This window comes from Mariniflexile sp. TRM1-10 (assembly GCF_003425985.1).
In the GTDB taxonomy this organism is placed as follows: domain Bacteria; phylum Bacteroidota; class Bacteroidia; order Flavobacteriales; family Flavobacteriaceae; genus Mariniflexile.
The window spans coordinates 4,254,614-4,274,083 of sequence record NZ_CP022985.1; the positions used below are offsets into that span (position 1 = coordinate 4,254,614).

Here is a 19,470-nt window from a genome sequence, read left to right on the forward strand (position 1 = left end):
CCATACCGCTGTCGGATTTAAAACATTTTCTTTGATTAATATATTCGCAATTAATAAATTAGCCATAAATTCATTAAAGTATTTTTAAATGAAACGCACAAGAAAACGGCATTCACACATGAAGATGATTATTTAGGGTGTTCCATCTGACCAAACTAAAATAATAAATGTAAACAGATGAAATCAAAAAAAATAGCAAAAATAACAACTGGTATTCTAGTATTTTTAACACTACCCAGTTTACTGCTTTTTGGTTTTTTATACTTTAAATATAACGAAGAATTGCCCAAAGGTATTAAAGGAAAAGAAGCCGATGAACTAGCTTATAAAATGCTGGAAGCCTTAAACTATGAAGCTTTTGAAAACACAAATTATATAGAGTGGACTTTTAAAAAAAAACATTACTATAAATGGAGAAAAAATAAAAATACTTGTGATGTTTACTGGAAAGAATATAAAGTAAGTCTCGATTTAAATGATGCTTCGCAAAACAAAGCGTTTGTGCACAGTTTTAAAGTAATGGATACTAAGTTATCTAACCAGCTTATTGAAAAAGCCACTAAATACTTTAACAACGATTCGTTTTGGTTGGTAGCACCCTACAAAGTATTTGACAAAGGGACAGAACGTCGATTGGTGAATTTAGAAAACAACAAAAAAGCACTTTTAGTAACCTATACATCTGGTGGCACTACGCCTGGAGATTCCTATTTATGGCATTTAGATAATGATGGAAAACCCACAAGTTTTCAAATGTGGGTTGATATTTTGCCAATTGATGGTTTAAAAGCTACCTGGAGCGATTGGGTTACCACCGAAAGTGGTGCGCAACTACCAAACTTTCACAAATTTGGTGTATTTGGTTTAGAAATTACTCATATTAAAGGAACTAAATACTAACTCCCCTTCTGCCCCACAAAATGGTGGCTTTTCGATTTAAACAAAATATTAAAACTGGTTAAGCTGCCATAAATTCTGGTAATATATTGTTGCAAATCTATTTTTCCTTGTTCGTCTAATTCACTGGCATTGATGCGTTGTTCCATAACACGTAAGCGGTCACGCACCATGGTTATTTTATGAAAAAAGGTGTCAATTGGTAATTCGTACGACTTTAAACTGGTATCTCCCGGTTCTAAAATAAGCTTACCGCCTTTGTATTTATCGGCTATAGGTACAATTTCGCTTGCATCACTCCATTTTTTTAAAATATTTACAAGGCTACTTTCAACATCAAAAAAGCTAACGGTATCCACATCGCCATCAGCTGCTTCAATAACTTCAAATTCACTATCCAAATCAATGGTTTCCAATCCATTTTCTATAAACGTAACCCAATAATGCTGCGATGTTACGTTGGTTATTACACCTTTTCCGTATTCAGAATGATTGATTCTTGAGCCTATTCCTAATAATTTCATAAAACAAATTTTGTTGTTATTTATACGTATTATTAAATCTGTTATGCAATTATAATAAAACTTAACAAACATTAAACCCAATATCCTTAAGAATTAATTACTGAACGCGTTTAAATTTTTAAGGACTATTCAAATACATATAAATCTTAAAGTTTTGTTAAAGTCAAAAAAATGAACTGTTTTATTTACCCCATATTAAAACAGGGCTATTAACATAAAAAACACCTCCATAAAGAGTTTTAGCGTCAAAAAGAATACCTTCAAAAAATCAACTACCACCTACGCTTCCAATCACCCCCTTTAAAGCATAGGTTGGTGTTTTTTAATTCAAATTTTCTAAAAGTTAAATGTTTCCAAAAGCATTCGTCACCTCTTTTTTCTAGTTACTATTTTCGTGCGGAACATTAATAGACCTTTAAAATTTTAGTTATGAAAAAAATTCCCTTTTTATTGTTATTTGTATTCGGTTTAACTTTCGCCAATAACCAGCAACCTTTAGAATTACAACAAAGTGATCCAAAAGTTGGAGATGTTTTAATCATCAATTCACCAAAAGGAAACACATACAATCATATAGACTTTCCTAGATTAAATTTTATTGTAAAACGTGGTGGTATTGCCAACTATAAAAGTGTATATGGAAAACACGTTGTTATTAAAGAAGTTATTATCAATGAAGATGGCAGTAAGCGCATTATTTTAGAAAGTAAAGATAACAGCAAATTTTTTGGATTTTTAAAACAGGTTGAAGCCAATTATGATCAGTCACTTTCATCGGGTGAAATATCTAAAGTAAAATCTTAATATTGCTTAAATGATCATTTTGATGGGAGCTACTATTTTTTAGATAGCTCCTTTTCTATTATACAAAAAAGACCAAACAATTATATTATACGTATAATTAAAGGTAAATTGTTTCGTTATTAAGCAACAGAATAGATTATTATATGAGTTTAGCCACCAAAATTACAAGTTTTATAGCACTACTGATTTTAATAAGTAGTTTTACCACTTCAAAAAAAGCAGCTTGTAAAACAGTCATTTTAAATAATAAATATAAAGATTCTATTTTAAGCGACACCATTCATTTAGATTCTTCTTTAACAACCTACATACCGTATAAAGAAAGTGTACATGCCTCGTATTACCACGATAAGTTTAATGGTAGGAAAACTGCAAGTGGCGATAAATTTAATAATGATTTATATACTGCAGCTCATAAAACCCTAAAATTTGGTACAAAAGTTAAAGTTACAAATATCGTAAACGACTCGTCTGTTATAGTAACCATTAACGATAGAGGACCATTTGTAAAGGGTAGAGAAATTGATCTATCAAAAAAAGCGTTTATGGAAATTGCTAAATACAAACACCGGGGCTTTTTAATTGTTAATATTGAAATACTGGAAGAACCTCTATAAATTTCAAAAACTTAAACAGTCTCTAAGAACCTAAAATAAACATCCAGCATTCGCCAGTTTGAACTTGTCGAAGACTGTTACATTGTATAAATCACCCCTTAAGCTTATACTTAACCCACTTCAAAATCAAGTTTACAACCTTATTTTTTAACAAAACTCTAAATAAACTTCACTTCTTTTTTCATTATAGAATCAGTACCTTTGCGCTTTTGTCAATATATGAGCCAATTCAACGATTTTATTGAAGTTAAAGGAGCTAGAGTTCACAATCTTAAAAACATAGATGTATCCATTCCTCGAGAGAAACTTGTAGTTATTACGGGCTTGTCTGGTAGCGGAAAATCATCTTTAGCTTTTGACACTATTTATGCTGAAGGCCAACGCCGCTATATCGAAACATTTTCGGCATATGCACGGCAGTTTTTAGGTGGATTGGAACGCCCTGATGTTGATAAAATTGATGGTTTGAGTCCCGTAATTGCCATCGAGCAAAAAACAACTAGTAAATCACCCCGTTCTACGGTTGGTACCATTACCGAAATTTACGATTTTCTACGCCTATTGTATGCCCGTGCCAGTGACGCTTATAGTTACAATACAGGCGAAAAAATGGTTAGTTATAGTGATGAGCAAATTAAAGAACTCATTGTCAGCGATTTTAAAGGAAAGCGTATTAATATTTTAGCGCCGGTAATTCGCTCGCGTAAAGGACATTACCGCGAACTATTTGAACAAATAGCAAAGCAAGGTTTTGTAAAGGTTAGAGCCGATGGCGAAATAAAAGATCTGACCAAAGGCATGATGCTAGACCGTTATAAAATGCACGATATTGAAATTGTTATAGACAGATTGGTGATTGATGATTCTGTTGACAACGATAAACGCCTTACAGAAACCATAAACACAGCCATGCACCATGGCGATGATGTGTTGATGATTTTAGATCAAGACACCAATGAAACACGCTATTTTAGTCGAAATTTAATGTGTCCGACTTCAGGAATTTCATATCCCAACCCCGAACCTAATAATTTTTCATTCAACTCGCCAAAAGGAGCTTGCGAAACCTGCAACGGGATTGGAACATTGTACCAAGTAAATGAAAAAAAGATCGTTCCAGACAATAGTATTTCTATCAAAGCAGGCGCCTTAGCACCGCACGGACCCGAAAAAAACAGTTGGATTTTTAAACAGTTTGAAACCATTGCACAACGCTTTAACTTTAAATTAACCGATGCTTACAAAGATATTCCCGAAGAAGCAAAACAGATGATTTTATATGGAGGGAATGAAAAATTTTCGGTTGAAAGCAAAACGTTGGGTGTTACCCGCGATTATAAAATAGATTTTGAAGGCGTAGCAAATTTTATTGAAAACCAATACAAAACTGCCGAATCTACATCGTTAAAACGTTGGGCAAAAGACTATATGGATAAAGTGACATGTCCAGATTGTGAAGGGTCGCGTCTTAAAAAAGAATCCCTTTATTTCAAAATAAACAATAAAAACATCGCAGAGCTTGCCAATGCCGATATTGTAGAATTAACCACTTGGTTTAATGATTTACCTAACCACCTCTCTGAAAAACAATTTAAAATTGCTGAAGAAGTTCTTAAAGAAATAAAAGCCAGGTTACAGTTTTTATTGGATGTGGGCTTAGACTATTTAGCGCTAAACAGAAGCTCAAAATCCTTATCGGGCGGGGAAGCGCAACGCATTCGGTTAGCTACTCAAATTGGCTCGCAATTGGTGGGTGTGCTTTATATTTTAGATGAACCAAGCATTGGGTTGCATCAGCGCGATAACGAAAAACTAATAAATTCGTTAATTTCACTTCGTGATATTGGAAATTCGGTCATTGTGGTTGAACACGATAAAGACATGATAGAACGGGCTGATTATGTGATTGATATTGGTCCCAAAGCAGGAAAATATGGTGGTGAAATAATCAGCATTGGATCACCTAAAGAACTTTTAACGCACCATACCTTAACGGCCGATTATTTAAACGGCACTAAACAAATTGAAATCCCAAAAAAACGTCGCGAAGGCAATGGGCATTTTCTGGAGCTTAAGGGCTGTACCGGTAATAATCTAAAAAACGTTTCGGTTAAATTTCCTTTAGGAAAAATGATTGGTGTTACAGGTGTTTCAGGCAGCGGAAAATCGACTTTAATCAACGAAACCCTATACCCTATTCTTAACGCCTATTATTTTAATGGTGTAAAAAAAGCAATGCCTTATAAAAGCATTAAAGGCTTGGAACACATCGATAAAGTCATTGATATTAACCAATCGCCGATAGGAAGGACACCACGAAGCAACCCAGCAACTTATACTAAAACCTTCGACGAAATCCGTAGCTTATTTGCTAAAATCCCAGAAGCTATGATTCGTGGCTATAAAGCAGGTCGTTTTAGCTTTAATGTTGCAGGCGGACGCTGTGAAACCTGTCAAGGTGGTGGTTTAAGGGTTATTGAAATGAATTTTCTTCCCGATGTATATGTGGAGTGCGAAACTTGCCAAGGCAAGCGTTTTAATCGTGAAACTTTAGAAATTCGCTATAAAGGAAAAAGTATTAGCGATGTGTTGAATATGACTATTAACGAAGCAGTTCCTTTTTTTGAGCACATTCCTAAAATTCATAATAAACTCAAAACCATTAAAGATGTCGGTTTGGGCTATATAACCTTAGGACAACAAAGTACCACGCTTTCTGGTGGTGAAGCGCAACGCATAAAACTAGCTACAGAATTAAGTAAACGCGATACAGGAAATACTTTTTATATTTTAGATGAACCCACAACAGGACTGCATTTTGAAGATATTCGAGTGTTAATGATTGTGTTAAACAAACTGGCAGATAAGGGCAATACGGTATTAATTATTGAGCATAATTTAGACGTTATTAAAACCGTAGACCATATTATTGATATTGGGTACGAAGGCGGAAAAGATGGCGGAGAAATAATAGTTGAAGGCACACCCGAAGAGGTAGCGAACCACAAAAAGAGCTACACTGCTAAATTTCTTAAAAAAGAACTGGCACAATTGACGATTAAAAGTTAAGAGTTATGGGTTATGAGTTATGAGTTATGAGTTAAAGAAATCAACGAATAAATACATCAACATACTATGCGATTAGAAAAACACAGTAAAGCTTGGAACGAAATAAAAACAAACGATTCGTGGGCCATTTTTAAAATCATGGGAGAGTTTGTTAATGGTTATGAAAAACTTAGTAAAATCGGTCCGTGTGTGTCCATATTTGGTTCTGCTAGAACAAAACCGGAAAAACCCTATTATCTACTTGCAGAAAAAATAGCAAAACGTATTGTGGAATCTGGTTATGGTGTCATTACAGGTGGTGGTCCCGGTATTATGGAAGCAGGTAATAAAGGCGCGCATTTAGGTGGCGGTACTTCGGTGGGTTTAAACATAGAACTTCCTTTTGAACAGCACGACAACCCATATATCGATGCCGATAAAAGTTTGGATTTCGACTACTTTTTTGTACGTAAAGTAATGTTTGTAAAGTACTCACAGGGCTTTGTTGTCATGCCAGGTGGTTTTGGTACTTTAGATGAGCTTTTTGAAGCTATTACTTTAATTCAGACGCATAAGATTGAAAAGTTTCCTATTATTTTAGTAGGAACGACATTCTGGGAAGGGTTATTAGCATGGATAAAAACCACACTTTTAGAATCTTTTGAAAATATAAGTGCTAAAGATTTAGATTTAGTTCATCTTGTTGATAACGAAGACGAAGTAGTAGCCATTCTCGATGCTTTCTATAATGAATCGGGATTAAGTCCTAATTTCTAATTCTTTAATAACGAATCTGCATATAAACTTACTTGGCACGTATATTTTACTATCTTGCAGCGCCTTATGATTTATTAACCTTAAAACGTTTAAAATTAAATTGAAATTACGCCTTTTCAGTTGTGTTCTATTTGCTTTAGTATGTAATGCAAGCTTTGGTCAAAACAAAATTGACTTGAAAGCTGCTTTTGATATTGAAAAAAAGCAAATAAAAATATCACAAACTATTCAGTACCAAAACACAACACAAGACGAGCTTCAAACCATTTATTTAAACGATTGGAACAATAGTTATTCAACAAAAAAAACACCACTTGCACAGAGAATAGCAGACGAGTACAAAAACGTATTCCATTTAGCTAAAAATGAAGAAAGAGGTTATTCGGTCATCACTTCCATCAAACAGAATAATGAAGATTTGGTTTTTCAGCAATTAAAAAATCAAATAGACATTGTTAAAGTTGAATTGAAAACCCCATTAAAGCCTAATGAATTCTATAATATCCAATTGGAATATTTAGTGCAAATACCAAGCGATAAATTTACTAGCTACGGCATAACAAGTACGGGCGATGTAAACTTAAGATATTGGTATATTACACCCGCGATTTACAACGGGCAATGGCAGTATTATAGCAATAAGGATTTAGACGACTTATACATTCCCGCTGCTGATGTACGTCTTGAAATAGAATATCCTTTGGGGTACAAATTAACTTCAGAATTAAATGCAGGAAACTGGACTCAATTACCTAACAAACAATCAATTATACTAGAAGGAACAAATATAGTAAGTAATAAATTATTCTTAAATAAAACTTCAACATTCAACACGATACAAAAAGGTGATTTTTCCCTTATCACAAATATCGATGATGAAGGTTTAGAAATAATTGACAAAGTTTTAATTACTGAAAGAGTAACAACCTTTATTCAAGAAAAACTTAAAGATTATCCGCACAAACAACTTCTTTTAACTAAGATTGACTATAATAAGGATCCTATTTATGGTTTAAATTTTTTACCAGGCTTTATTAAGCCATATCCCACCCACTTTCAGTATGAACTAAAGCTCTTAAAAGTTGCTCTACGCAATTACTTGGAAAACACCCTTTTGATAAACCCAAGAACCGACCAGTGGTTGCTCGATGGTATTCAAATTTATTATTTAATGGATTATGTGGATACGCATTACCCAAACATGAAATTTTTAGGAAGTTTAGCAGACTTTTGGGGAATTCGATCATTTCATGCAGCCGACATGAAATTTAATGATAAATATAATTTAGCATACATGTTAATGGCTCGAACCAATAGAGATCAGCCCCTAACAATGCCAAAAGACTCCTTGCTAAAGTTTAATAATAGTATTGCCAATAAATACAAAGCTGGTGTAGGTTTGAAATATTTAGACGATTTTATAAATCATGATATTGTCGAAAACAGCTTGTCTTCTTTTGTTATTAAAAATAAGTTAAAACCTGTAACCACAAAAGATTTTGAAGCTTATATAAAATCTAAAACCGATAAAGACATCGATTGGTTTTTTACCGATTATTTAAAGACTCGAAAAAAATTAGATTTCAAAATAAAAAAGGTTCTCAAAACTGAAGATTCCATTACATTAACCATTACAAACAAGCAAGATAACAGCATGCCTGTTTCGCTATACGCTCTAAACAATGATAGCATCATATCAAAAACATGGATAGAAAATATTAAAGAAAATAAAACTATTACCATTCCTAGAAACGACGCAAACAAACTGGTTTTAAATTACAACAGTATAATTCCTGAAATTAATGCACGTAATAATTGGAAATCATTAAAAGGCTTCTTTTTTAATAATAAACCATTACAGTTTAGGCTTTTCCAAGACATTGAAGATCCATACTACAACCAAGTATTTTTTATGCCCATAGCGGAATTTAATAATATTTACGACGGTTTTACACTTGGTTTAAGAATTTATAATAAAACTGTTTTAAGAAAACTATTCAATTACCGTATTGAACCTCAATATTCTTTAAAATCCAGAACAGTTACCGGGTCGGCGTTTGTGTCTATGACGCATTATTTGGAAAACACCGATTTGTATGCCATTAGTTATGGCATGAGTGGTGGCTATGTATCTTATGCCGAAAATTTATTCGTTAGGCAACTATCACCTTCATTAATGTTCTTGTTCAGAAGAAAAGACGATTTCCGTTCAAACAAAAAGGAATCCCTCACACTAAGGTATGTGGACATTCACAGAGATAAAGATGTCAATAATATTTTAACATCAAACGAACCTAATTACGGAGTGTTTAATGCACGTTATATTGATTCAAATGACAATTTAATTAATTTTAATAAGTGGTATACCGATTTACAAATTGCAAAAAACTTTAGCAAAGTTTCTTTTAATTATGAATACCGCCGCTTGTTTGAAAGCAATCGACAATTAAACCTGCGCTTCTTTGCCGGTACATTTTTAAAAAACAATAACGACCCTAATTCCAACTATTTTAGTTTTGCATTAGATAGGCCAACCGATTATTTATTTGAATACCCCTATTTAGGAAGATCGGAAGCTTCAGGTATCTTCAGCCAGCAATATATTGATGCCGAAGGGGGCTTTAAATCAAAATTAAATACACCTTTTGCCAATCAATGGATGACATCCTTAAACACAAGCACCACCTTATGGAAATATGTTTTACTATATGGCGATGTGGGATTGGTTAAAAACAAATTTGATAATACACGTTTTGTTTATGACTCTGGCATTAGGATTAATTTAGTGACCGATTATTTTGAAATTTACCTACCACTATACTCAAACTTAGGTTGGGAAATAGGTCAACCAAATTACGACCAGAAAATACGATTTAAATTTACCGTAGACCCTCAATCACTTTTAGGTTTATTTAGACGTCGTTGGTACTAAATGTTAAAACCATTATATAATAATTAGTTTATTTGAAATTCTATTGAATAATTGATGATTTAAAATTTGAAAATTTAAAATTTTTAAGAATTTCATAATTAATTGCTTTGATATTTTAATTGTAAAACCCGCAAACTTTAACTACTTTTGCAGAAGTTAAAGCATTTCACTTATGCACACTATTCCAGACTTAAAAAACAATATATCATTTGAAGATTTTAAAACAGAAGTTTTAAACGATTATGAAATCGCTGTAAAAAGTCGTGAATGTAGTTTATTAGGTCGCCGTGAAGTATTAACAGGTAAGGCTAAATTTGGGATTTTTGGAGACGGAAAAGAAGTGCCTCAATTAGCCATGGCAAAAGCCTTTAAAAAAGGTGATTGGCGCTCGGGATATTACCGAGACCAAACATTTATGATGGCTTTAGGCGAACTTACTATCGAACAGTTTTTTGCTGGTTTATATGCCAATACAGATTTAGAATTAGAGCCTATGTCTGCTGGCAGGCAAATGGGCGGACATTTTGCAACCCATAGTCTAAACAGCGATGGTAGTTGGAAAAACTTAGCAAAACAATACAACTCTAGTGCCGATATATCCCCTACTTCTGCTCAAATGCCTCGTTTATTAGGGCTGGCACAAGCTTCTAAAGTTTTCAGGCAAGTAGAAGGTATTAATGCTTCTAACTTTTCAATTAATGGAAACGAAGTCGCTTGGGGTACCATCGGAAATGCAAGTACTAGCGAAGGATTGTTTTTTGAAACCATAAATGCAGCAGGTGTTTTACAAGTCCCTTTAATTATTAGTATTTGGGACGATGAATACGGTATTTCGGTACATGCCAAGCATCAAACAACTAAAGAAAATATTTCAGAAATTCTAAAAGGTTTTCAAAGAAATGATAAACAAAAAGGTTTTGAAATATTACGGGTTAAAGGTTGGAATTATGCCAATCTAGTAGAAACCTACCAAGAAGCTGCTGTTATAGCTCGAGAAGAACATGTGCCCGTTTTAATACATGTTCTAGAATTAACACAACCCCAAGGGCACTCTACGTCTGGTTCGCACGAGCGTTATAAAAATGCTGAGCGATTAGCTTGGGAAGCCAACCACGATTGCAACGCCAAAATGCGTGAATGGATTATTGAAAGCGGCATTGCAACCAACGAATCCCTTTTAGAAATTGAAAGAACCATAAAGCGCGAGGTACGAGAGGCTAAAAAAAATGCTTGGAATACCTTTTTAAAACCCGTACTAAAAGAACAAGGCGAATTAGTTTCCATTTTAAAACAAGTAGCACCTCAAAGCGCTAACGGTATTTTTATAGAAAAAATAAAAGATAATTTAGCTGCCATTGATGAACCTACGCGAAAAGATATTTTATCAAGCGCAAGAAAAACCTTAGTACATATTATTAAAGAATCTTTTCCAGAAAAAGAATTACTTAGCAATTGGATTAACAAAGCCTTCGAAAACATTCAACCTAATTTTAGTTCCCATTTATATTCTGAAACCAATCGATCTAATATCCTTATAAAAGAAGTAAAACCTACTTATGATGAGAATGCAGAATTAGTTGATGGTCGTATTATTCTTCGAGATAATTTCGATAGTATTTTTAGCAACTATCCTGAAGCACTTATTTTTGGTGAGGACACCGGAAATATAGGCGATGTTAATCAAGGTTTGGAAGGTTTACAAGAAAAATACGGTGAACTAAGGGTTGCCGATGTAGGCATAAGAGAAGCCACCATTGTTGGCCAAGGTATTGGCATGTCCTTACGCGGATTAAGGCCTATTGCCGAAATTCAGTATTTAGACTACATACTTTATGCGATTCAAATTATCAGTGACGACCTAGCTACAACACACTACAGAACCAAAGGAAAACAAAAAGCCCCATTAATTATTAGAACACGAGGCCACCGTTTAGAAGGTATTTGGCATTCAGGTTCACAAATGGGTGGTATTTTGAATTTAGTTAGAGGTGTAAATGTGTTAGTACCAAGGAGCATGACCAAAGCCGCAGGTTTTTATAACACCCTTTTAAAAGGTGATGATCCTGCCATTGTGGTAGAATGTCTTAACGGGTATCGACTAAAAGAAAGAAAACCAAACAATCTAAATGCTATCCAAACGCCCATAGGTGTTGTTGAAACTGTAAAGGAAGGTGCAGATATTACCTTAGTATCTTACGGTTCTACCTTGCGTATTGTAGAACAAGTAGCTAAGGATTTAATGGCTCTCGGTATTGATGCCGAAGTAATTGACGTCCAATCCTTATTACCTTTCGATTTGAATCACGACATCGTTAAAAGCATCAAAAAAACCAACCGACTTATGGTGATTGATGAAGATGTTCCGGGCGGGGCGTCAGCATATATTTTGAATGAAATTTTAAATGTCCAAAATGCCTATCAGTATTTAGATAGTCAGCCAAAAACACTCACCGCAAAAGCCCATAGACCTGCGTATGGTAATGATGGTGATTATTTTTCAAAACCATCAGCAGATGATATTTTTGAAGCTGTTTACGGGGTGATGCACGAAGTAAACCCAAGTATTTTTCCAAAATTACGATAGATTTAACTAAATAACCCATATTTAAAATGAATAAAAACGTTACAGATTTAGGCTTATTAATTCTAAGAATTGGTTTTGCTGGTATGTTGCTTACGCACGGTATTCCAAAAATAAATTTATTGTTTGAAAGCCCTATTAAGTTTGCCGACCCCATTGGTGTTGGTGAAACCACCACTTTAATTTTGGCATTAATAGGTGAAGTGGTTGCCCCTATTTTAATTTTGATAGGATTTAAAACTAAATTAGCCACCATACCGAGTATCATCACCATGTTTGTTGCTGTCTTTGTTATACATGCTAGCGACCCCATGGATGTTAAAGAAAAAGCCATACTATATTTAGTTGCCTTTTTGGTTATTTTCTTAACAGGTGCAGGTAAATATTCCATAGATGGGTATAAAAAATAAAAATAATTGAAAGGTGCTTCCATTGTTGAGATCAAAAAAGAATTAAGTCATAAATCTTACGACGAATTGGCAGAGCTTTGTTTACGCCTTGCAAAATTCAAGAAAGAAAACAAAGAGCTCCTTACCTATTTACTTTTCGAATCCCATAACGAAGAAGGCTATATAGAATCGGTTAAAAGTTATATAGACGAGCAATTCGAATTGATAAATACGGCCAGCTATTTCTACATTCGTAAAAGTGCGCGTAAAATTTTAACTAACACCAAAAAGTTTATTCGGTATTCACAAAACAAAGAAACCGAAGTGGCACTCCTTCTCTATTTTTGTCAAAAACTAAAAAATTTCTCTCCTAGTATAAAATATAGCACACAATTGCTAAATATGTACAATCGCCAGACGCTATTAATCAAAAAGATAATTTCGACACTTCACGAAGATTTGCAGTATGATTATAATTTAATGCTGGAAGATTTGTAATTTGCTGAAATAGCAAATCGAAATCACCGCAATGAAAAGAATATTCATTTTATGGGCAATCTTAATTATGCTTACTGGTTGCATATCAAAAAAACAAGCCTTTAAAGATTTTAAATCTAAAAGTTTGCCCCAGCCGTTTTAGTACTAGTTATCATAACGACACATAACAACAATGAGAGAAATTATCGATCTTTCAGACAAGACAATCACAATAGACAGAAACGAATTTCTGAAAGTCAAAGGAAGTATTGACACCAATGTATATTATGTTGAAAGTGGCAGTTTAAGGGTTTTCGTTTTGGACAACTATGAAGAACAAACCATTAGATTTGGCTACAAAGAAAATTTGATTGCCTCCTTAGATTCATTTTTAACAGGCCAACCTTCCGATCTATTTATTCAGGCTATTAAAAAGACCGTAATAAAAGTTATAACTAAGCCACAAATTGACCATTTCTTAAAAACCGAAACCAACCGAGTTTTGTGGACGAAAATTTTAGAAAACCTAGTTATTCAACAGATGGAACGTGAGATTGATATTCTTACTAATTCGCCAAAAGAAAGGTACCAAAGGGTTTTAAAGAGAAGCCCTCAACTTTTTCAGGAAATTCCTAACAAGTATATTGCTAACTATTTAAGAATGAGTGCCGAAACTTTGTCCCGACTAAAAAAATCTTGACCTCAATCAAGGTTTATGAAAAATACATTTTTGACCTTTGCATAAAATATCAAATGATATGCAATCAGAAAATTTAATACACTCGCTTATTGAACAGACCCGACAAATCATTAACCAAGTTGAAAAACTGAAGAATTATGATTTGAATACTTTGACATGGAGAGAAAATAAAACTTCATGGAATATTTTAGAATGTATAGAACACTTGAATTTGTATGGCGACTTTTATTTACCTGAAATTGAAAGGAAAATCAAAAATTCTACCGCTTACAGTGAAGCAGAATTCAAAAGTGGATTTTTGGGAGGTTATTTTGCAAAAAGTATGTTGCCGAAAGAAAAACTGAATAAAATGAAAACTTTTAAAGACAAAAATCCATTGCATGCCAAACTTGATAAAAGTGTACTTGGTAAATTTATAAACCAACAAATAAACCTTATAGACCTACTGAATCAATCAAGAAACGTGAGTTTGAACAAAATAAAAATAGCGATTTCAATTTCAAGCTTGATTAGACTTAAATTGGGGGACACGTATCAGTTTTATATAAACCATAATATTAGACATTTAAACCAAATTGATAGAATTAAGGCCCTGACAAAAAAGGACTGACAGCACGCTACGAAATTTGTAATTTCGAGCTATAATAACGAACTCTAACAAACTAGAAAACTTCCTCCCAAATTAAACCAGCGTTAGGGATTATTCATGCACTCTATTTTATCAATTAGAAATCGTGAATGTTTCACATTTGCAGTGAAAAGCCCACAGCGACGCAGGAGAGAGAACTTGTAACCTTTCGACTTTAGTTTATCTTGAGCACAGCCGAAAGGCTCAAGATAAACTCCTAACCCAACCTTTAGGTAACGCCTAAAATAAAAGCAATCCATTCTGTTTACATACGCTCTTTATTGTTTATAAATTAGTGGTCGTTTGTCGACTTTCGGGAGCTATTTTCAAAGGAAAAATGAAAAAAAATATGTAGGTTTGCACTCTTAAAAAGGCATTGCAACCCCGTGCTGAGCGTTGTCGAAGCATGGTCACTAAAAAAATAAAAAATTACAGATGAAAATTTCATACAATTGGTTAAAACAATTTATTAAAATTGATTGGACACCAGAACAAACCAGCGAATTACTAACAGATTTAGGTTTGGAAGTAGAAGGCATTGAGGCCTATCAATCAGTTAAGGGCGGATTGGAAGGCGTGGTTGTTGGCGAAGTTTTAACTTGTGTGCAACACCCAAATGCCGATAAATTAAAGATTACCACTGTAAATATTGGCGACGATGCCCCTTTGCAAATTGTGTGTGGCGCACCCAACGTGGCTGCTGGACAAAAAGTACCTGTGGCTACGATTGGTACGACTTTATACACCGAAACTGGCGAAGCGTGGACCATTAAAAAAGGTAAAATTCGTGGTGAAGAAAGCCATGGCATGATTTGCGCCGAAGACGAACTTGGTTTAGGAAAATCACACGATGGTATTATGGTCTTAGATGCCGATATTAAAGTGGGAACACCTGCTGCTGCTATTTTTGAGGTTGAAAACGATCATGTTTTTGAAATTGGCTTAACACCAAACCGTGCCGATGCCATGAGTCATTTGGGTACTGCCCGCGACCTAAAAGCTGGATTGATACAAAAGGAAACAACTTTAGAGTTTATAACCCCATCGGTAAGTGCGTTTCATGTAGATAACCGCACATTGCGAATTGATGTGGATGTTAAAAATAAAGAATTGGCACCGCGCTACTGCGGACTTACCATAAGTGGCATTAAGGTAAAAGAATCGCCTGTTTGGTTGCAGCACCGCCTAAAAGCCATTGGTTTAAATCCGATTAACAATATCGTGGATGCTACCAATTATGTACTTCACGATTTGGGGCAACCGCTACATGCGTTTGATGCTGCTAAAATTTCCGGTAATAAAGTGGCCGTTAAAACCTTAGCCGCTGGTACTAAATTTGTAACCTTAGATGGTGTAGAACGTACTTTACATGAAGACGATTTAATGATTTGTGATGCCGAAAAACCAATGTGTATTGCAGGTGTTTTTGGCGGAATACATTCGGGAGTTACAGAAGGAACAACCAGTATTTTCTTAGAAAGTGCTTATTTTGACCCAGTGAGCGTTCGTAAATCAGCTAAACGCCATGGTTTAAATACAGATGCATCATTTAGATTTGAACGAGGTATCGACCCTAACATTACTGAATATGCTTTAAAACGTGCTGCTTTGTTAATTCAAGAAGTTGCTGGTGGCGAAATTACAAGCGATATTGTTGATATTTATCCTAATAAAATTGAGGATTTTCAGGTACGATTAAGTTTTGAAAATGCGAAGAAGTTAATTGGTGAGGAAATCCCGAAGGAAATTATTAAACGTATTTTAACCTCATTGGAAATTAAGGTAAACAGTGTTACCGAAACAGGTTTAGGCTTGATGGTACCTGCTTACAGAAACGATGTAACCCGTGAAGCCGATATTATTGAAGAAATACTGCGTGTTTACGGTTATAACAATATTAAAACGACTGAAAAGCTAAATGCATCTATTTCTAATTCAACACGTTTTGAAGATCATAAGATACAGAACTTGGTTGGAAATCAATTGGCATCCCAAGGCTTTTTCGAAATACTTTCAAACTCACTTACCACGCCTAATTATGCGGCGTTAAGCGACCAATTAAAAGAGGAACATAATATCAGTATTTTGAATCCTTTAAGTGGTGATTTATCTGTTTTAAGACAGTCATTACTATTTTCCGGACTGGAAGCTATTTCGTTTAACATTAACAGAAGACGTTCCGATTTAAAACTGTTTGAATTTGGAAAAACCTATCATGGTTACAACGGCAAGCATGAAGAATTTAAGCATTTATCGGTATTTGTAACGGGCAATCAAAATGCTGAAAATTGGAATTCCACCAATAAAAAAAGTGATTTCTTTTTCCTTAAAGGAAATATTATAAGCCTATTGGAACGTTTGGGAATTTCAAGGTATAACGAATTACCTATTGAAAGCGATTTGTTTAGTGAGGGTTTAAGTTTTAGTTTAGGTAAAATGAAATTGATTGATTTCGGATTGATAAAAAAACCTATTTTAAAGCATTTTGATATTTCGCAAGATGTGCTGTATGCCAATTTTTATTGGGATACCATCCTAAATATTGTTAAGCGCAACAACATTTCATTTAAGGCAATCCCTAAATATCCTGAGGTGCGTCGTGATTTTGCGTTGTTGTTAGATGATAGCGTTACTTTCGAGTCGATTCACAAAATAGCCAAACAAAGTGAAAAGCAATTATTAAAAGATGTGAATCTTTTTGATGTGTATCAAGGCAAAAACTTACCAGCAGGTAAAAAAAGTTATGCCGTTAGTTTTACATTACAAGACGAAAACAAAACACTTACCGATAAGCAAATTGATAAAATCATGAAAACGCTACAAACACAATTTGAAACACAATTGGGTGCTGAGCTGAGATAGTTGGTTGATGGTTCTTGGTTGTTGGTTAATGGTTGATGGTTAATGGTTAATGGTTGATGGTTGTTGGTTGATGGTTGATGGTTGTTGGTTGATGGTTGTTGGGTTGAAACTTTAAACTTTTAAACTTTTAAACTTTCAACATATATTTTGTATCTTTAAGTAAACTCAATAACTTGAAATTATGACAGATTCTAATTTTATAAAGGTATACACAGGAAATTTTGCTGTCGTTAAGCGAATTGCAATAGAATTAAATGCTTTGGACATTAATCCCATCATTAAGGATCAATCGGAATCTGCTATATTAGGTGGTTTTGGTGGAACATTAGCTCCCGACTTTCAAGAAGTGTTTGTACATGAAGATGAACTTGAAAGAGCTACTGAAATTATTAATAAGGTAACAAAAGAATTAAAATCCTAATTAAAAATTATCCCAATAAAAAAGAGCGGTTTTTAAATTAAAATTGCTCTTTTTTATTGAATTTGGTGTTTATTTATGCTGTAACTGCATACATTTTATTACGCAACTCTTTAATTTTTGGATCTTGCATATACTCATCGAACGTGGTATATCTATCGATAACACCATTAGGCGTTAGCTCTACGACTCTATTGGCAATTGTTTGTGCAAACTCGTGATCGTGCGTTGTAAACAACATGGTGCCTTTAAAATTGGTAAGCGAGTTGTTAAACGCTGTTATACTTTCTAAATCTAAATGGTTTGTCGGTTCGTCCAGCATCAATACATTGGCTCTTACCATCATCATTCTACTTAACATACAGCGTACTTTTTCACCTCCAGAAAGCACATTCGATTTTTTTAAAGCTTCTTCGCCACTAAAAATCATTTTCCCTAAAAACCCACGAATGTTTACTTCTTCGCGTTCTTCTTCGGTTTGTGCCCATTGGCGTAACCAATCAACCAACGTTAAATCGTTATTAAAAAACTCGCTATTATCTAATGGCAAGTATGCTTGTGTTGTTGTTACACCCCAATCAAACGTACCTGCATCTGCCTTTTCCTTATTATTTAGTATTTGGTAAAAAGCGGTGGTTGCCCTAGAATCTTTTGAAAACACAACTACTTTATCGCCTTTAGCAAGGTTTAAATCAATGTTCTTGAATAAAATATCACCATCTTCATTACTTGATGCGGTTAACCCTTGGATATTTAAAATTTGATCACCTGCTTCCCTATCGCGTTCAAAAATAATGGCAGGGTAACGACGACTGGTGGGTCTTATATCTGAAATATTAAGTTTATCAATCATCTTTTTTCTACTGGTTGCTTGTTTACTTTTAGCAACATTGGCAGAGAAACGACGGATAAATTCTTCTAATTCCTTTTTCTTTTCTTCGGCTTTTTTGTTCTGCTGTGAACGTTGGCGTGCTGCTAATTGAGACGACTCATACCAAAAAGTATAATTACCTGAATAATGATTGATTTTTCCAAAGTCGATATCTGAAATATGTGTACAAACGGCATCTAAAAAGTGTCGGTCGTGAGATACCACAATCACACAGTTTTCGTAATTAGCTAAAAAGTTTTCGAGCCAAGAGATGGTTTCATAATCCAAATCGTTGGTAGGCTCATCCATGATTAACACATCTGGATTTCCAAATAATGCCTGCGCCAAAAGCACACGTACTTTTTGTTTTCCATCCAAATCGCCCATCAATGTATAATGAAACTCTTCCTTTATTCCTAAATTCGATAACATGGCAGCGGCATCACTATCGGCATTCCAACCATTCATTTCTTCAAAAAGTACTTGAAGTTCTCCTATTCTGTCGGCATTTTTATCTGAATAATCAGCATAAAGTGCATCCATTTCCGTCTTAATTTTATATAATGGTTTATTTCCCATTAAAATAGTGTCTAAAACGGTATGTGCATCATATAAATTATGGTCTTGTTCTAAAACAGACATACGCTTTCCTGCTTCTAAATGGACATGTCCAGAAGTTGGGTCTTGTTTACCAGAAATTATCTTTAAAAAAGTTGATTTTCCAGCACCATTTGCACCAATAATCCCGTAGCAATTTCCTGTATTAAACGTTGTGTTTACTTCATCAAAAAGAATGCGTTTGCCAAATTGAACCGAAAGGTTTGATACTGATAACATAGTGGGTATTTTATTTTTGCTGCAAAAGTAAAAAATTCAAACCGTAAGTCGAAACTTAGTTGCTTAATTTTAAAAGTAATACTTGGAGATTCAAAAAAAATGTGCATT

The 19,470-nt window shown here is 34.2% G+C and carries 16 protein-coding genes; 14 read left to right on the top strand and 2 right to left on the bottom strand.

Features of this window, described 5'->3' with window-relative positions; genetic code table 11:
* The first annotated feature begins 177 nt into the window (after positions 1–177).
* The gene (locus CJ739_RS17675) at positions 178–900 is read left to right on the top strand and encodes a hypothetical protein (RefSeq protein WP_117177723.1); all 723 of its coding nucleotides are present in this window, start codon (positions 178–180) and stop codon (positions 898–900) included.
* On the opposite strand, the gene CJ739_RS17680 is transcribed toward CJ739_RS17675, so the two are convergent.
* Complete coding sequence (locus CJ739_RS17680) at positions 897–1,421, bottom strand: DUF8685 domain-containing protein (RefSeq protein ID WP_117179105.1); 525 nt, start codon at positions 1,419–1,421, stop codon at positions 897–899. The genes CJ739_RS17675 and CJ739_RS17680 overlap by 4 nt on opposite strands.
* Positions 1,422–1,850: 429 nt before the next feature.
* On the opposite strand from CJ739_RS17680, the gene CJ739_RS17685 reads away from it, so the two are divergent.
* From CJ739_RS17685 to CJ739_RS17740, 13 genes are all read left to right on the top strand, one after another.
* A complete protein-coding gene (locus CJ739_RS17685) occupies positions 1,851–2,225 on the top strand; it encodes a hypothetical protein (RefSeq protein ID WP_117177725.1) in 375 nt (124 codons plus the stop codon).
* 143 nt (positions 2,226–2,368) lie between these two features.
* Entirely contained in the window at positions 2,369–2,842 is a 474-nt protein-coding gene (locus tag CJ739_RS17690) for a septal ring lytic transglycosylase RlpA family protein (protein ID WP_117177727.1), read from the top strand.
* A 219-nt stretch (positions 2,843–3,061) separates the two neighbouring features.
* The gene (gene uvrA, locus CJ739_RS17695) at positions 3,062–5,911 is read left to right on the top strand and encodes an excinuclease ABC subunit UvrA (protein WP_117177729.1); all 2,850 of its coding nucleotides are present in this window, start codon (positions 3,062–3,064) and stop codon (positions 5,909–5,911) included.
* A gap of 66 nt (positions 5,912–5,977) precedes the next feature.
* The gene (locus tag CJ739_RS17700; protein WP_117177732.1) at positions 5,978–6,667 is read left to right on the top strand and encodes an LOG family protein; all 690 of its coding nucleotides are present in this window, start codon (positions 5,978–5,980) and stop codon (positions 6,665–6,667) included.
* 100 nt (positions 6,668–6,767) lie between these two features.
* Positions 6,768–9,599, top strand: a complete 2,832-nt coding sequence (locus tag CJ739_RS17705) for a gluzincin family metallopeptidase (RefSeq protein WP_117177734.1) — start codon at positions 6,768–6,770, stop codon at positions 9,597–9,599.
* A 172-nt stretch (positions 9,600–9,771) separates the two neighbouring features.
* Positions 9,772–12,183: an alpha-ketoacid dehydrogenase subunit alpha/beta gene (locus CJ739_RS17710; protein ID WP_117177736.1), complete on the top strand. Its 2,412-nt coding sequence runs from the start codon at positions 9,772–9,774 to the stop codon at positions 12,181–12,183.
* Between the two features lie 26 nt (positions 12,184–12,209).
* Positions 12,210–12,590, top strand: coding sequence for a DoxX family protein (locus tag CJ739_RS17715; protein ID WP_117177738.1), 381 nt, complete (start codon positions 12,210–12,212; stop codon positions 12,588–12,590).
* A 6-nt stretch (positions 12,591–12,596) separates the two neighbouring features.
* The gene (locus CJ739_RS17720) at positions 12,597–13,067 is read left to right on the top strand and encodes a hypothetical protein (RefSeq protein ID WP_117177740.1); all 471 of its coding nucleotides are present in this window, start codon (positions 12,597–12,599) and stop codon (positions 13,065–13,067) included.
* A gap of 31 nt (positions 13,068–13,098) precedes the next feature.
* Entirely contained in the window at positions 13,099–13,209 is a 111-nt protein-coding gene (locus tag CJ739_RS20800; protein WP_503553229.1) for a lipoprotein, read from the top strand.
* Positions 13,210–13,239: 30 nt separating this feature from the next.
* Complete coding sequence (locus CJ739_RS17725) at positions 13,240–13,746, top strand: Crp/Fnr family transcriptional regulator (RefSeq protein WP_117177742.1); 507 nt, start codon at positions 13,240–13,242, stop codon at positions 13,744–13,746.
* Between the two features lie 58 nt (positions 13,747–13,804).
* Positions 13,805–14,356, top strand: coding sequence for a DinB family protein (locus tag CJ739_RS17730; RefSeq protein ID WP_117177744.1), 552 nt, complete (start codon positions 13,805–13,807; stop codon positions 14,354–14,356).
* 453 nt (positions 14,357–14,809) lie between these two features.
* Positions 14,810–17,236: a phenylalanine--tRNA ligase subunit beta gene (pheT, locus tag CJ739_RS17735; protein ID WP_117177746.1), complete on the top strand. Its 2,427-nt coding sequence runs from the start codon at positions 14,810–14,812 to the stop codon at positions 17,234–17,236.
* Positions 17,237–17,417: 181 nt separating this feature from the next.
* The gene (locus CJ739_RS17740; protein ID WP_117177748.1) at positions 17,418–17,657 is read left to right on the top strand and encodes a putative signal transducing protein; all 240 of its coding nucleotides are present in this window, start codon (positions 17,418–17,420) and stop codon (positions 17,655–17,657) included.
* Positions 17,658–17,730: 73 nt separating this feature from the next.
* On the opposite strand, the gene CJ739_RS17745 is transcribed toward CJ739_RS17740, so the two are convergent.
* Positions 17,731–19,362, bottom strand: a complete 1,632-nt coding sequence (locus tag CJ739_RS17745) for an ABC-F family ATP-binding cassette domain-containing protein (protein WP_117177750.1) — start codon at positions 19,360–19,362, stop codon at positions 17,731–17,733.
* Positions 19,363–19,470 lie beyond the last annotated feature (108 nt).

What these genes read in the sequence shown, in the direction of transcription:
- CJ739_RS17675 (WP_117177723.1), top strand. Translation starts at nt 178, where the DNA reads ATGAAATCAAAAAAAATAGCAAAAATAACAACTGGTATTCTAGTATTT.
- CJ739_RS17680 (WP_117179105.1), bottom strand. Translation starts at nt 1,421, where the DNA reads ATGAAATTATTAGGAATAGGCTCAAGAATCAATCATTCTGAATACGGA.
- CJ739_RS17685 (WP_117177725.1), top strand. Translation starts at nt 1,851, where the DNA reads ATGAAAAAAATTCCCTTTTTATTGTTATTTGTATTCGGTTTAACTTTC.
- CJ739_RS17690 (WP_117177727.1), top strand. Translation starts at nt 2,369, where the DNA reads ATGAGTTTAGCCACCAAAATTACAAGTTTTATAGCACTACTGATTTTA.
- uvrA (WP_117177729.1), top strand. Translation starts at nt 3,062, where the DNA reads ATGAGCCAATTCAACGATTTTATTGAAGTTAAAGGAGCTAGAGTTCAC.
- CJ739_RS17700 (WP_117177732.1), top strand. Translation starts at nt 5,978, where the DNA reads ATGCGATTAGAAAAACACAGTAAAGCTTGGAACGAAATAAAAACAAAC.
- CJ739_RS17710 (WP_117177736.1), top strand. Translation starts at nt 9,772, where the DNA reads ATGCACACTATTCCAGACTTAAAAAACAATATATCATTTGAAGATTTT.
- CJ739_RS17715 (WP_117177738.1), top strand. Translation starts at nt 12,210, where the DNA reads ATGAATAAAAACGTTACAGATTTAGGCTTATTAATTCTAAGAATTGGT.
- CJ739_RS20800 (WP_503553229.1), top strand. Translation starts at nt 13,099, where the DNA reads ATGAAAAGAATATTCATTTTATGGGCAATCTTAATTATGCTTACTGGT.
- CJ739_RS17725 (WP_117177742.1), top strand. Translation starts at nt 13,240, where the DNA reads ATGAGAGAAATTATCGATCTTTCAGACAAGACAATCACAATAGACAGA.
- CJ739_RS17730 (WP_117177744.1), top strand. Translation starts at nt 13,805, where the DNA reads ATGCAATCAGAAAATTTAATACACTCGCTTATTGAACAGACCCGACAA.
- pheT (WP_117177746.1), top strand. Translation starts at nt 14,810, where the DNA reads ATGAAAATTTCATACAATTGGTTAAAACAATTTATTAAAATTGATTGG.
- CJ739_RS17740 (WP_117177748.1), top strand. Translation starts at nt 17,418, where the DNA reads ATGACAGATTCTAATTTTATAAAGGTATACACAGGAAATTTTGCTGTC.
- CJ739_RS17745 (WP_117177750.1), bottom strand. Translation starts at nt 19,362, where the DNA reads ATGTTATCAGTATCAAACCTTTCGGTTCAATTTGGCAAACGCATTCTT.